Origin of the sequence: Pseudomonas yamanorum (assembly GCF_900105735.1) — a bacterium.
Classification (GTDB): domain Bacteria; phylum Pseudomonadota; class Gammaproteobacteria; order Pseudomonadales; family Pseudomonadaceae; genus Aquipseudomonas; species Aquipseudomonas yamanorum.
Genome location: NZ_LT629793.1, coordinates 3,352,011 through 3,365,604 on the forward strand (window position 1 = coordinate 3,352,011; position 13,594 = coordinate 3,365,604).

Here is a 13,594-nt window from a genome sequence, read left to right on the forward strand (position 1 = left end):
GCCGCAGAGGTCGGTGCTGCGCTGGCTATACTGAATCTCATTGCTCGCCCCCTCCAAAAAAGAGCCCCGGAGCCCACCATGCTCAAAGCAGCCATTGCCCTGATGCTGATTGCTACCGTCGTGAGCCTGTTCAGTGGCTTGTTCTTCCTGGTCAAGGACGAGGGCAACTCCAATCGCCTCGTCACTGCCTTGACCGTGCGTGTGGTGCTGGCCGTGATCACCTTAGGGCTGATCACCTGGGGTTTCTTCAGCGGCCAGCTGGTGTCTCATGCGCCTTGGTGAACGGCCTCAAAGCACGTAAACGAAGAAAAACAGCCCGATCCACACCACGTCCACAAAGTGCCAATACCAACTGGCCGCCTCGAACCCGAACTGGTGCTCGTTGTTGAAATGCCCTTTCAGGATGCGTATCAGCATCACAAACAAAATGATGGTGCCGATGGTCACGTGGGCGCCGTGGAAGCCGGTGAGCATGAAGAAGGTCGCGCCGTATACGCCGGAACCGAGGGTCAGGCCCAACTCTTTATAGGCATGGATGTATTCCTCGGCCTGGAACCCGAGGAACGCCCAACCCAGCAACACGGTGATCGCCAGCCAGATCTTCAGCGCGCCGCGATGACCTTTGCGCAAGGCGTGGTGGGCGATAGTGATGGTCACGCTGGAGCTGACCAGCAAGATCGTGTTGATCAGCGGCAAGCCCCAGGGGCTGATGGTGCCCTTGGGCGCAGGGAATAGTTTCGGGTCAGGATTGTTCAGCAGCGGCCAGGCGAATTCGAAGTTCGGCCACAGCATGTGGGCGATGCCCTTATGGCCTTCACCCGCCAGCCACGGCGCCGACATATGCCGCACATAAAACAGTGCGCCGAAGAACGCGATGAAGAACATCACCTCGGAGAAGATGAACCAGGTCATGCCCCAGCGAAAGGAGCGGTCCATCTGCGAGCTGTACAAACCGGCGCGGCTTTCCTTGATCACCGCGCCGAACCAGCCAAACATCATGTAGGCCAGCAGCAGGCCGCCGACGAAAAAGATCAGCGGGCCGTGGGATTCCGGGCGTGCGGCCTTCAGGTCGTTGAACCAGGTAGCCAATCCGAACACCGTAATCAGCATGCCCAACGTGGCAATTATTGGCCATTTGCTTTGCGCTGGTACGTAGTACGTATCATGAGTCGACATGTATTCGTTCTCCTAATCGAGCCCGCAAGCAACGCCTAGCCGCCGGTATGGACAGCCACGGGCGGTTGGCGCGCGGTGATATCGAACAGCGTGTACGCCAGGGTCAAATGCTTCACATCCTTCGGCATGTCGCGATCGACAATGAAGCGCACCGGCATTTCTATGCGCTGACCTGGCTGTAGCACTTGCTGGGTGAAGCAAAAACACTCGGTCTTGTGGAAGTACATCGCCGCCTCGGCGGGCGAAATGCTCGGCACCGCCTGGGCGGTCATCGGCTTGTCAGTGGGGTTGTAGGCCACGAACAGCATCTCGGTGACCGCGCCGGGATTGACCACCACCTCGTCGGCCTTGGAGTGGAACTCCCAGACCATGTCGATGGCATTGGTGGACAGGAACTGCACCCGCACCTGGCGCGTAGGGTCCACCACCTGCTCGCCTTCGTACTGCCCGGCGGTCTTGCCGTTGATGCCGAACGCCTTGCACATCACATCGTAGATCGGCACCAGGGCGAAGCCGAAGGCGAACATTGCCACCACCAGGATCAGCAGCCGTGTAACCAGGCGCTTGATAGGCACGGACTCAAGCATGGCGGCCACCTACGAATGAATGTTCTGTGAATGGCCTTTCTGTGGGAGCTGGCTTGCCTGCGATGCTGGCAACTCGGTCTTTCAGGTACACCGAAGTGATGCCATCGCAGGCAAGCCAGCTCCCACAGGATAGGGAGGTGTTCATTTGACCTCCGGCGGCGTGGTGAAGGTGTGGTATGGCGCAGGCGAAGGGATGCTCCACTCCAGCCCTTCGGCACCATCCCACGGCTTGGCGGGCGCAGGCTTACCGCCACGGATGCACTTGATGACGATGAACAGGAAGAAAATCTGCGTCGCACCAAAGGTGAAGGCGCCGATGGAGGAGACCATGTTGAAATCGGCGAACTGCAGATTGTAGTCCGGCACCCGACGCGGCATGCCGGCAAGTCCCACGAAATGCATCGGGAAGAACGCCATGTTCATCCCCACGAACGACAGCCAGAAGTGCAGCTTGCCCAGGGTTTCGTCGTACATGTGGCCGGTCCATTTCGGCAGCCAGTAGTAGGCCGAGGCGAAGATCCCGAAGATCGCCCCGGGCACCAGTACGTAATGGAAGTGCGCCACCACAAAGTAGGTGTCGTGGTACTGGAAGTCCGCCGGGGCGATCGCCAGCATCAGCCCGGAAAAACCGCCAATGGTGAACAAAATCACGAAGGCCACGGCGAACAGCATCGGCGTCTCGAAGGTCAGCGAGCCTTGCCACATGGTGCTGACCCAGTTGAACACCTTCACCCCCGTAGGTACCGCGATCAGCAGCGTGGCGTACATGAAGAACAGCTCGCCCACCAGCGGGATGCCCACCACGAACATGTGGTGCGCCCACACGATGAACGACAGGAACGCGATGCTCGCCGTGGCGTACACCATCGAGGTGTAACCGAACAGCGGCTTGCGCGAGAAGGTCGGGATGATCGAGCTGACGGCGCCGAAGGCCGGCAGGATCATGATGTACACCTCGGGGTGGCCGAAGAACCAGAACACATGCTGGAACAACACCGGGTCACCGCCACCGGCAGCGCTGAAGAAGCTGGTGCCGAAGTGGATATCCATCAGCATCATGGTCACGCAACCCGCCAACACCGGCATCACCGCGATCAACAGGAACGCGGTGATCAGCCAGGTCCAGACGAACAACGGCATTTTCATCAGGGTCATGCCAGGGGCACGCAGGTTGAGGATGGTGGCGATGACGTTGATCGCGCCCATGATCGAACTGATGCCCATCAGGTGGATGGCGAAGATGAAGAAGGTCACGCTTTCCGGTGCGTAGGTGGTGGAGAGCGGGGCGTAGAAGGTCCAGCCGAAGTTCGGCCCGCCGCCGGGCATGAACAGGGTGGACACCAGCATCAGGAACGCCGCCGGCAACAGCCAGAAACTGAAGTTGTTCATGCGCGGCAGGGCCATGTCGGGCGCGCCGATCATCAACGGGATCATCCAGTTGGCCAGGCCGACAAACGCCGGCATCACCGCACCGAACACCATCACCAGGCCGTGCATGGTGGTCATCTGGTTGAAGAACGCCGGCTCGACGATCTGCAAGCCGGGCTGGAACAGCTCGGCACGGATCACCATGGCGAACGAGCCACCGAGCAGGAACATGGCGAAGCTGAACCACAGGTACATGGTCCCGATGTCTTTGTGGTTGGTGGTCAGGACCCAGCGCATCAGGCCCTTGGCGGGGCCGTGAGCGTGGTCACCGGCATGACCGTGGTCATCGATCACAGCGCTCATGGCTTTTCTCCTGCGAACGAGTGGGCGGGACGGTTCAGGGAATACGCAATGAAGGAAGTCATTTGCTTTCCGCCTGTTTCAGAGCCAGCACGTCTTTAGGCGTGACCATGTCGCCTTTGTTGTTGCCCCAGGCGTTACGTTCATAGGTCACCACCGCTGCGATATCGACTTCCGACAGCTGCTTGCCGAACGCCGCCATGGCGGTGCCGGGCTTGCCGAAGTAAACGCGGTGCAGGTGGTCTTCCTTGGGCCCGGTGGCAATCGGCGAGCCCTTGAGCGCCGGGAACATCGGCGGCAGGCCCTGGCCTTCAGCCTGGTGACAGGCCACGCAAGTGGTGTGGTAAATCTTGTCGCCACGGGCCACCAGCTCATCCAGGGTCCATTCCTTGGAGGTCAGCTCCTTGAGCTTGGCGGCTTCGGCCTTCCGCTCGCCAAGCCAAGTGTCGTAGTCGGCCTTGGACTTGACCTCCACCACGATCGGCATGAAGCCATGGTCCTTGCCACACAGCTCGGCGCACTGGCCACGGTAGATGCCGGGCTTCTCGACCCGGGTCCAGGCCTCATTGACGAAGCCTGGAATCGCATCACGCTTCACCGCAAACGCAGGCACCCACCAGGAGTGGATCACGTCGGCGGCGGTCACCAGAAAACGCACCTTGGCACCCACTGGCAGCACCAGCGGCTGGTCGACTTCCAGAAGGTAATGCTCGCCTTTGACGGCCTGGTTATGGATCTGCTCGGCGGGCGTAGCCAGGTTGCTGAAGAATTCGACGTCCTGACCCAGGTATTTGTAATGCCACTTCCACTGGTAGCCCGTGACCTGGATATCGATATCCGATTCAGTGCTGTCGTAGATGTTGATCAGCGTCTTGGTGGCCGGAATGGCCATCGCCACCAGGATCAGCAAGGGCACCACGGTCCAGAGAATTTCTACCGTCGTACTCTCGTGAAATTTGGCTGCCACCTGGCCCGTGGAGCGCCGGTGAACGATCATCGACCAGAACATCGCGCCAAACACGACAATGCCAATCGCCACACATATCCAGAAAATGGTCATGTGCAGGTCAAACACGGCGTGACTGACTTCAGTGGCCCCTGGCGCCATATTCGTGGTCCAGGCGGCTTGCGCCTGGCTGAATACTGACCACAACAGTAGGCCCATCCAAACATGTGGATGTCGCGTCATTGCGGGTTCCCCTTATCATTCTTGTTATCCCGCCGGTTTGCACCTGCGGCCAAGGGAGCGGCTTCCATACTGCTTACAACCGCCAAGCCTTGCCTGCTCATGCAGTCGGGCGTCATCAGCTAATTGCGTACAAAACCGAGTATAGACAGCGACCGCCACCCCGCAATGTGATCGGGCAAATGAACGAAAATGAGGAAATGGACCACACAACAGGACCGATGGCGCCCGTTATCCGACGAACGATGGCGATTTGATATAACGCCAGCGCATAACCGTGAAATAATTATGACAAATGCGTCTTAGGCGCTCGTATAAACGAGCTACCTTATCCTCTCCCTATTTCCTACGCCTGCATCACTGGAGCTTTCATGAACACCGCCGCATTGCGCGAGCAGATTTCCCGTGCCCATCAACACGAATCCAGCACTGGCCAGCTTGCTCAGCAGCTGGAAGTCCAGTTACCACACCTGCACCCGGCGATTTCCCTGCCTGACGTCGACGCCAAAGGCGTGATGACGCGTTTTGTCAGTGCCTACATCGACCAGGTCCCGGATCTGCTGGACGCAGCCAATGATGTCGCCCGAGAAGCCGGTATTGAGAGCCAGATCAAACCGGTGCTGAAAATCGCCGAGCATTTCTTCCTGCAACCGCCAGCGATCCTGGCCGGGCATGAAGGTTTGGACGGTTTGCTGGACGAGGCTTATCTGGCTCATCGCTTGGTGGAAGAGGTCAACGATCTGTATATCAAGCACTTCGGCCAGCCGTTGATTCCGCTGGATACCACGGTGGCGAACGTGATTGCCCACCAATTGATCGGCGAGACCTTTGCCAACCAGCTGGATGAAGCCGTGCACCACGCCGTGGATGAGATGCTTAACGAAGAGAGCTTTGCGTTAGAGTCGGTCGAGACGTACCGCGACAAGCTCAAGAGCCCGGACACGGAAGCGGCGTGGAAGCGCTGGCCGTGCCTGTCGCGGCAGTTGGGTGTGGGCCTTGAGCTGGACCAGCCAGCCTGAATTTCCCGGCCTGCGTAGATCAAATGTGGGAGCGGGCTTGCTCGCGAAGTCGGAGTATCAGTCACTGAATGTGCTTCTGATACACCGCCTTCGCGAGCAAGCCCGCTCCCACATTTTGATCCGGTTTCGTCAGCCAACAGACGGCGCCGAGCCTATTCCGGTCGTCGTTCTTACCCGTCCTTCCAACCTGCGCTTCAACCCCCGCGCCTCGATCATCAGCTTCGAGCCCTTGGCCGCATTGGCCCGACCCCATTCTTCCAGCAACTCCAGGCAGGAGTGGTCGATGTAACTCAGGTTATTGAGTGGCACATGCAAGGTGGTCCCGGCAGGTACCGTCGACAACACCTGAGTCAATGCCGGCACCTTGAGAAAGGTCCCAGCCCCCGTCAATCGCAACTCCATCTCGCCATCCTGTGGCAGGTCCACCAGGCTGATTTTCAAGCGTGAAGCCTTGAACGCCAGCTTGACCAGCGTTAGCCCGAAGCCCACCAACACGCCCGTCAACAAGTCGGTAAAAATGATCGCCAGGGCCGTCGCTGCGTAGGTAAACATCGGCATCCGCCCGTAACGCGCCAGGCCACGAAACGCCTTCATGTCCACCAGCTTGATCCCGGTGTACACCAGCACACCCGCCAGGCTCGCCACCGGAATGCTTTGCAGCACACTGGACAGCAACAGCACGAACGCCAGTAGCCACAAGCCGTGGAACATCGCCGACAAACGCGTGGTGGCACCGGCCTGGACGTTGGCCGAACTGCGCACGATCACACCGGTCATCGGCAGGGCACCGACCAGACCGCACAACATGTTGCCCACGCCTTGCGCCGACAATTCCTTGTCGAAATCGGAACGCTGGCCACTGTGCATGCGGTCAACCGCCGCTGCCGAAAGCAACGTTTCCGCACTGGCGATAAAGGCCACGGCGAACGCGGCGATCAACAGGTTGGGATCCGCCAGGTTCAGCAGGTCGCTGGGGCGTAGCCAGTCGATGGCGTCCGCCAGGTTTTCCGGCACCTCCACACGCTTGACCTGCAACGCCAGCACCAAGCTGGTGACTGTCGCCAAACCCACGCCGAGCAAGGCGCCGGGCACGAAGCGCAGCTTTTGCGGACGGAACTTGTCCCACAGCCACATCACCAAAATCGTCGACAGCCCGAGCAGGCCAGCCTGCCAGCCAAGCCCGCCGCCCAGTGTAGGAATCGCCTGAATCAACGCGGCGGGAAAGCCGGCGAGGTTATCCAGCCCGGAGGGTTTTGGCACACCGTCGAGCATCACATGGACCTGCGACAGGACAATCAGCACCCCGATACCCGCCAGCATCCCGTAGACCACCGCAGGCGCCGTAACACGGAACCAGCAGCCCAGGCGCAAGCGCCCGGCCACCAATTGCAGGAAACCCGCCAGCAACAGGATCGGCCCGAGCATGGCCATGCCATGCTGGCGCACCAGTTCGAACACCAGCACCGCCAAGCCGGCAGCCGGGCCGCTGACTTGCAGCGGCGATCCCGCCAACCAACCCACCACAAGCCCACCGATAATCCCGGTGATCAGGCCTTTGGCAGGTGGCATCCCTGACGCGATGGCGATCCCCATGCACAGCGGCAGGGCAACCAGAAACACAACCACGGAGGCCAGCAGCTCCCGTGGCAGCACAGCTTTTAATTGAGCAGCACGCATGATGACTCTCCCGAGGCATTTGCCGGGCGTGGCAACGCCTGGCTGCTCGAATGGCAGCCATCGCGTTACCCGACAGGGGATTGTTTTAGAAGCGCGCTTTAGGCGTCGCGGATGGGATCGGCTGGGTACCGTTCAACGGCAGGAACGCCGCCTGATCCGCATCGTAGGCCCTGATCTCGCTGGTCTCGATGTCGTAGACCCAGCCATGGATAAACAGATGCCCATTGGCCATGCGCGAGGCTACCGACGGGTGCGTGCGCAGATGCTGCAACTGAGCGATCACGTTTTCTTCGGTCAGCACATGCATGCTTTCGTGTTCGTTGGCGCAGTCACAGTTGTCCTGGACCATGGTCTTGGCGACCTCGGCGTGGCGCAGCCAGGCCTTTACCGTGGGCATTTTTTCCAGGCTCAGGGGGTTGAGCACTGCGCGCATGGCGCCGCAATCGGAGTGGCCGCAAATGATGATGTGCTGCACGCCGAGGGCCAGTACCGCGTACTCGATGGCCGTGGAAACACCGCCGTTCATCTGCCCATAAGGCGGCACGACGTTGCCGACGTTGCGGGTCACGAACAAATCCCCTGGGGAGCTGTGGGTGATCAGTTCGGGAACGATGCGCGAATCGGCGCAGGTAATGAACATCGCTCGTGGACTTTGGGCCGTGGCGAGTTTTTTGAAGAGTTCTTCCTGCTGCGGAAAGATCTCGTTATGGAAATGCAAAAAGCCTTCAACGATGTGCTGCAGCGCTGCATCGGCGGACTCCGCCTCGTGAGGGGCTGAAGCCGACGCAGCCAACGGCTGTTTATCCTTGTCACTCATGATTCATCCTCTTGATTGGAGCAGGGGAGTTTTCCAGTGCGGCTGGCGCCCAAACCGAAGCGCCGACTCATTAGTCACTCGATAAACAAGGTACCCGCCGAAACTTAACTCAAACTGAATGAACCGCTCTAGATCGGGGCTTTCAGTGATATCAAAACGCGACTATTCCTACACGGTCGCGCGCCTTACACAGCAGTTTACAACAATGCCATCTGCCTGCCCGGTGGGCAAAACACCGTGCAATCCAGATTAAACCCTTCCCGGCGATTCAGCCCCAGCCGTTTGATCGCCTTGGCGAAACGCTGCGCCAACAGATCGGCAAACGGCCCTTCGCCGCGCATGCGTACACCGAAGCGACTGTCATAGACCTCACCACCGCGCACCTGCCGCACCAGGCTCATCACATGGGCCGCGCGCTGCGGGTAATGGGCCGCCAGCCATTCCTCAAACAACGGCGCCACCTCCAAGGGCAGGCGCAGCATCATGTACGCCGCACTTTGTGCGCCAGCGGCATGCGCTTCGGTCAGCAAACTTTCCAGCTCACTGTCGTTGATCATCGGAATCATCGGTGAACACAACACGCCCACCGGGATCCCCGCCTCACGCATCACCCGAATCGCCCGCAGCCGCGCCTTGGGCGCAGCCGTGCGCGGTTCCAGGATGCGCTTGAGTTCGTCGTCCAGGCTGGTGAGGCTGATCATCACCGCCACCAGCCGCTGCTGCGCCAGCTCGGTCAGCAGGTCGAGGTCCCGCAGGATCAGCGAACCCTTGGTAATAATCGTCACCGGGTGGCGATAGCGCAGCAGCACTTCGAGGGTCTGCCGGGTGATCTTGTACTCGCGTTCGATAGGCTGGTACGGGTCGGTGTTGGAGCCCAGGTTGATCGGCGCGCAGGTGTAGCCCGGTTTCGACAATTGCTGCTCCAGCAAGTCAGCGGCGTTGGTCTTGGCGATCAGCTTGGTTTCGAAATCCAGCCCCGGCGACAGGTCCCAATACGCATGGCTGGGCCGCGCATAGCAGTAGATACAGCCATGCTCGCAGCCACGATACGGGTTGATCGCCCGATCAAACGGGATATCCGGCGAGCTGTTGCGGGTGATGATGGTTTTCGCGGTTTCGATACGGACTTCGGTGCCCTGGGTCTGTGGCACTTCCTGATACCAGCCGTCGTCTTCCGCCACACTGACAGTGGGCGCAAAACGGTTATGCAGGTTGGTGGCCGTGCCGCGCCCGCGAGGCGGCAGAGGAGTGGACATGAACGCGCCCCTATACTGTTTTTTTATACAGTATAGGGGCGCACGGTTTCTGACCAGTGCCGTTTGGCGGTCAACCTTCAATCAGTGCTTGGAGGTCACCTGGCCAAGGTCATCGCCGGAGGTCGTCTGCATATCATTCTTGCGCAGGTTCGCGACGTCACTGGCTTTCACCGGCTCGCCTTTGTTACCCCAACTGCCTCGCACGAAACTGACGACATCCGCCACTTCCTGATCCGACAAACGCCAGGCAAACGCCGGCATGGTGAAGCTCGAAGGGGCGGTGTGGGTCGCCGGCAGCGTACCGCCGTTCAACACAATGTTGATCAACGAGGTGGCATCCGCCGTCTGCAACACCGGGTTGCCCGCCAACGCCGGGAATACCCGGGTGTAGCCATGGCCATCGGTGCGGTGGCACGCCGCGCAGTTGTCGATATACACCGATGCCCCCGGCTTGCTGTCATCGCCTTTCCACAGCGCATCGGCGACCTGCTTGTCGTACTGGTGCGGCTGATCCTTGGGATCCACCGCCGGCAGGCTCTTGAGATAGCGGGCGATAGCCGTCAGGTCATCTTCCGACATGTACTGCATGCTGTGGACCACAACGTCGCTCATGCCGCCAAACACTGCGCTGCGATCACTGCGGCCGGTCTTGAGGAATTGCACCAGCTGTTCCTCGCTCCAACCGCCCAGGCCGTCCTTGTGATCGCCCCGCAGGCTCTTGGCAATCCAGCCTTCCAGCGGTGCGCTGCCGGAAAGGAAAGCGCTGCCGTCCGACGCACTCAGGGATTTTTCCTGCATGGTCAGCGCCCGTGGCGTATGGCAGGCACCACAGTGGCCAAGTCCTTCCACCAGATACGCGCCACGGCTGATCACCGGGTCCGCGCCCGCTTGGGCCTGATAGTCCTCGACCTTGGGCGCGAACATCCAGCGCCAACCGGCCAACGGCCAACGCATGCTCAACGGCCAGGGAATGTCGCTGTCCTTGTTAGCTTGCGCCACCGGTTCTACGCCCTTCATGAAGTACGCGTACAGCGCCTGCATGTCGCTTTCGCTGACCCGCGCATAAGACGGATAGGGCATCGCCGGGTAAAGGGTACTACCGTTCTTGGCGACGCCATGGCGCACGGCCTGGTCGAAGTCCTCGAAGCTGTAGTCGCCCAGGCCGGTTTTATCCGGGGTGATGTTGGTGGAGTAAATAGTGCCAATCGGGGTTTCCATCGGCAGGCCACCGGCGAACGGCTTGCCGCCCTTGGCGGTGTGACAGGCCACGCAGTCACCGGCGCGCGCCAGGTATTCGCCCTGTTTGACCAGGTCGGTTTCAGCCGCACTTACCGAGCAGCTGCTGATCAAGGCGAGGGAGGCAATAACAAATGCTTTCATGGTCATCGCTCCTTATGCCTGAACCAGTGGGCCGGGGTTTTTCAGATACTGCTCGCGAATCGCCCGCGCCGACCAGTAGGTCAACGCCGCCACCAGACCCGTAGGGTTGTAGCCCAGGCCTTGTGGGAACGCGGAAGCGCCCGGGACAAACACGTTGTGTACGTCCCAGCACTGCAAGTAGCGGTTCAAGGCACTGGTTTTCGGGTCGGTGCCCATGATCGCGCCACCATTGAGGTGGGTAGTCTGATAGGACGCGGTGTTGAAATGCTCGCCCACCTTTTTGCCCAGCAAGGCGATCGCCTTGGGGTTCATCGCTTCGGCGATCTTGCTCATTTTGTCGACCATGAAGCGGTTCATCTTGATGTCGTTTTCCTGCCAGTCGAAGGTCATGCGCAGCAGCGGCATGCCATAGGCATCGCGGTAAACCGGGTCAAGATCGAGGTAGTTGCCACGGTAGGATTGATGGGCGCCGTGAGCATCCATCGACACCTGGTGGGTGTAGTAATCAGCCGTGGCGCGCTTCCACGCGCTGCCCCAGGCCGGCGTGCCCGGCGGGTTTGAGGTGCCAGCAATCGGCCGGCTGCCTGCCTGGTTGACCCACATTGGCGAGCCGCCCACAAAGCCGTGAGGCCCGTGGTCGAAGTTGTCCGCGTTGAAGTCATCGATCGCCACGCCATTGCCGCCGGCACCGATGAAGTTGTTGGTGTGCACGTCCTTATCGAAGAACGCCTTGATGGTGGCCATGTTCTGGTAGGCGAAGTTCCGGCCCACCACGCCCTCGCCGGAGATCGGGTCGTAGGGTTTGCCAATGCCCGACAGCAGCATCAGGCGCACGTTGTTGAACTGGAAGGAACCGAGGATCACCAGGTCCGCTGGCTGCTCGCATTCCCGCCCTTGAGCGTCGACATACGTCACGCCGGTCGCCTTGCGCTTGGAGCTGTCGAGATTGACCTTCAGCACGTGGGAATTGGGCCGCAGCTCGAACTTGGGCTCCAGCCGCAATGCCGGCAGGATATTCACGTTCGGAGAAGCCTTGGAATACATGTAGCAGACATAACCGCTGCAAAAGCCGCAGAAGTTGCACGGCCCCATCTGCGCACCGTAGGGATTGGTGTAAGGACCCGACGTATTCGCGGAAGGCAGGTTATAGGGTTTGTAGCCCACGGCCGTGGCGGCCTTCTGGAACAGCTGTGCGGAGACTGTGTTCTTCTGCGATTCCAGCGGGAAGTGATTGGAGCGATCCGGCGCGTAAGGGTTGCCACCCTTGCCTTCGCCTACCAACTGCCCCTTCACCGTCCAGGCCTGCCCGGAGGTGCCGAAGACTTTCTCGGCATAGTCGAAGAACGGCTCCAGCTCCTCATAGCTGACGCCGAAATCCTGGATGGTCATGTCCTTGGGAATGAAGTTTTTCCCGTAGCGCTCTTCGTAATGGCTACGCATGCGCAACTCGATCGGGTCCACCCGGAAGTGCACGCCGGACCAGTGCAGACCGGCACCGCCAACACCGTTACCGGGCAGGAAGGCGCCGAGTTGGCGGTTGGGCATGGCGACGTCATTCACACTATGGCGAATGGTCACGGTTTCCTTGGAGATGTCCTGAAAGAGCTTTTTACGCACGCTGTAGGTCAGTTCGTCGATGACCTGGGGATAGTTGCCGTCCGGGTAGGTATCCTGCATCGGGCCGCGCTCCAGCGCTACCACGTTGAGGCCCGCTTCCGTCAGCTCCTTGGCCATGATCGCGCCAGTCCAGCCGAAGCCGACGATCACCGCATCCACTTTCTTCATGATGGTCGCCACGTTTATGCCCTCTCGCCACGGATCGATACAGCCGGGAAGGGGTATTGCTCGTTGCGTTCAACCCAATCCATGAAATCGGCGCGGGCGCCGGGGAAGCCGATCATGGTCCAGCCGACCATCCCTTTGTTGCCACCGTGGACCGGGTCGCAGAAGAACCCTTCCTTGGTGTTTTGCAGCAACAGATTGAAAAAAATCTTCGGCGGTACGCTGTCGAATTGCGCGTCGCCAGCCTCCAGGCGCTGCAACAATTTGTCCTGGGTAGCGCTGTCTTGCTCGGCAAATAGCTTACCGTTCATCGCTTTCGACCAGGCATCCGTGGCAGCAATGCCCAGGCGATAGATCTCCTTGGGCACCAATTTGCTCTGCCAGCCCATTTCAGGCGGCGCGTCGGCATTGAACGGGCCTTGCATGAACCACAGGGCACCCGCCGCGTACGGCGTGTTCATCTGACGATCAATGTATTCCGGCGCGCCGGCTTCCTGGGCGCCTGGGCCTTGGTCGTCCGCCGGGATCAGGCGGGCAACGGCCGCGTTGATAAAAGCCCATTCCTCGGCAGTGAAATAGCTCGGCTCATAGGCCTTGCTGCTGACAGGCGCCTTTTCAGGGCTGGCTTGAGCCGGCTCGGGAACCGCCATCAGCATCGAACCGCCCAGGCCCGTGCTGGCGACAGTGACCACGGGGATCAAGGTCAAGGATTTGCGCAAAAACTCACGCCGGGGGTTGTCTTGATCTTGATCAGACATGGTGGCACCTCATCATGTGGTCACGGATTTATCAGCCGCTTCGGGGAGCGGCTTATAGTTTTGGCAGCAAATGGGATCCAAAGGACCCAAAAGGATAGAACACGGCAGAAATCAATAGTTACAAAGGATAGCAGGCTAAGGATCGAGGGGAATCGATTCAGCGGGAAAAAAATAGCGGGCGTTCACGATTCTTTGACGAGTGCCTCACGAGGCATTGATCCGCTGTAG

At 59.9% G+C, this 13,594-nt stretch carries 12 protein-coding genes; 2 read left to right on the top strand and 10 right to left on the bottom strand.

Translation table 11 applies throughout. From position 1 onward, the window contains the following. The first annotated feature begins 78 nt into the window (after nucleotides 1–78). Nucleotides 79–282: a twin transmembrane helix small protein gene (locus BLU46_RS15745; protein ID WP_010168612.1), complete on the top strand. Its 204-nt coding sequence runs from the start codon at nucleotides 79–81 to the stop codon at nucleotides 280–282. 6 nt (nucleotides 283–288) lie between these two features. On the opposite strand, the gene BLU46_RS15750 is transcribed toward BLU46_RS15745, so the two are convergent. The 4 genes from BLU46_RS15750 to coxB form a co-directional block, all read right to left on the bottom strand. Further along, a complete protein-coding gene (locus tag BLU46_RS15750; protein ID WP_093203288.1) occupies nucleotides 289–1,176 on the bottom strand; it encodes a cytochrome c oxidase subunit 3 in 888 nt (295 codons plus the stop codon). Between the two features lie 35 nt (nucleotides 1,177–1,211). Then, complete coding sequence (locus tag BLU46_RS15755) at nucleotides 1,212–1,763, bottom strand: cytochrome c oxidase assembly protein (RefSeq protein WP_008439615.1); 552 nt, start codon at nucleotides 1,761–1,763, stop codon at nucleotides 1,212–1,214. 141 nt (nucleotides 1,764–1,904) lie between these two features. Continuing rightward, nucleotides 1,905–3,494, bottom strand: a complete 1,590-nt coding sequence (ctaD, locus tag BLU46_RS15760; protein WP_063033712.1) for a cytochrome c oxidase subunit I — start codon at nucleotides 3,492–3,494, stop codon at nucleotides 1,905–1,907. A 58-nt stretch (nucleotides 3,495–3,552) separates the two neighbouring features. Beyond that, nucleotides 3,553–4,680: a cytochrome c oxidase subunit II gene (gene coxB / locus BLU46_RS15765; RefSeq protein ID WP_063033713.1), complete on the bottom strand. Its 1,128-nt coding sequence runs from the start codon at nucleotides 4,678–4,680 to the stop codon at nucleotides 3,553–3,555. Between the two features lie 368 nt (nucleotides 4,681–5,048). On the opposite strand from coxB, the gene BLU46_RS15770 reads away from it, so the two are divergent. Beyond that, entirely contained in the window at nucleotides 5,049–5,696 is a 648-nt protein-coding gene (locus BLU46_RS15770) for a hypothetical protein (RefSeq protein ID WP_063033714.1), read from the top strand. A 129-nt stretch (nucleotides 5,697–5,825) separates the two neighbouring features. On the opposite strand, the gene BLU46_RS15775 is transcribed toward BLU46_RS15770, so the two are convergent. The 6 genes from BLU46_RS15775 to BLU46_RS15800 form a co-directional block, all read right to left on the bottom strand. After that, on the bottom strand, nucleotides 5,826–7,373 hold the full coding sequence (locus BLU46_RS15775) for a SulP family inorganic anion transporter (RefSeq protein WP_017477956.1): 1,548 nt from the start codon (nucleotides 7,371–7,373) through the stop codon (nucleotides 5,826–5,828). Between the two features lie 85 nt (nucleotides 7,374–7,458). Beyond that, nucleotides 7,459–8,190: a carbonic anhydrase gene (locus BLU46_RS15780; RefSeq protein ID WP_017477955.1), complete on the bottom strand. Its 732-nt coding sequence runs from the start codon at nucleotides 8,188–8,190 to the stop codon at nucleotides 7,459–7,461. Between the two features lie 197 nt (nucleotides 8,191–8,387). Further along, the gene (locus BLU46_RS15785; RefSeq protein ID WP_093203293.1) at nucleotides 8,388–9,446 is read right to left on the bottom strand and encodes a PA0069 family radical SAM protein; all 1,059 of its coding nucleotides are present in this window, start codon (nucleotides 9,444–9,446) and stop codon (nucleotides 8,388–8,390) included. A gap of 81 nt (nucleotides 9,447–9,527) precedes the next feature. Then, the gene (locus BLU46_RS15790) at nucleotides 9,528–10,826 is read right to left on the bottom strand and encodes a cytochrome c (RefSeq protein WP_093203297.1); all 1,299 of its coding nucleotides are present in this window, start codon (nucleotides 10,824–10,826) and stop codon (nucleotides 9,528–9,530) included. A 12-nt stretch (nucleotides 10,827–10,838) separates the two neighbouring features. Continuing rightward, nucleotides 10,839–12,623 (bottom strand): GMC family oxidoreductase, encoded by a 1,785-nt coding sequence (locus BLU46_RS15795; RefSeq protein ID WP_093203302.1) that lies wholly within the window; start codon nucleotides 12,621–12,623, stop codon nucleotides 10,839–10,841. A 2-nt stretch (nucleotides 12,624–12,625) separates the two neighbouring features. Continuing rightward, entirely contained in the window at nucleotides 12,626–13,366 is a 741-nt protein-coding gene (locus BLU46_RS15800; protein ID WP_093203306.1) for a gluconate 2-dehydrogenase subunit 3 family protein, read from the bottom strand. Nucleotides 13,367–13,594: the final 228 nt, after the last annotated feature.

Excerpts from the sequence above, each read along its gene's own strand:
- BLU46_RS15755 (WP_008439615.1), bottom strand. The coding sequence starts at position 1,763 with ATGCTTGAGTCCGTGCCTATCAAGCGCCTGGTTACACGGCTGCTGATC.
- BLU46_RS15775 (WP_017477956.1), bottom strand. The coding sequence starts at position 7,373 with ATGCGTGCTGCTCAATTAAAAGCTGTGCTGCCACGGGAGCTGCTGGCC.
- BLU46_RS15750 (WP_093203288.1), bottom strand. The coding sequence starts at position 1,176 with ATGTCGACTCATGATACGTACTACGTACCAGCGCAAAGCAAATGGCCA.
- BLU46_RS15780 (WP_017477955.1), bottom strand. The coding sequence starts at position 8,190 with ATGAGTGACAAGGATAAACAGCCGTTGGCTGCGTCGGCTTCAGCCCCT.
- BLU46_RS15800 (WP_093203306.1), bottom strand. The coding sequence starts at position 13,366 with ATGTCTGATCAAGATCAAGACAACCCCCGGCGTGAGTTTTTGCGCAAA.
- BLU46_RS15785 (WP_093203293.1), bottom strand. The coding sequence starts at position 9,446 with ATGTCCACTCCTCTGCCGCCTCGCGGGCGCGGCACGGCCACCAACCTG.
- ctaD (WP_063033712.1), bottom strand. The coding sequence starts at position 3,494 with ATGAGCGCTGTGATCGATGACCACGGTCATGCCGGTGACCACGCTCAC.
- coxB (WP_063033713.1), bottom strand. The coding sequence starts at position 4,680 with ATGACGCGACATCCACATGTTTGGATGGGCCTACTGTTGTGGTCAGTA.
- BLU46_RS15770 (WP_063033714.1), top strand. The coding sequence starts at position 5,049 with ATGAACACCGCCGCATTGCGCGAGCAGATTTCCCGTGCCCATCAACAC.
- BLU46_RS15745 (WP_010168612.1), top strand. The coding sequence starts at position 79 with ATGCTCAAAGCAGCCATTGCCCTGATGCTGATTGCTACCGTCGTGAGC.
- BLU46_RS15790 (WP_093203297.1), bottom strand. The coding sequence starts at position 10,826 with ATGAAAGCATTTGTTATTGCCTCCCTCGCCTTGATCAGCAGCTGCTCG.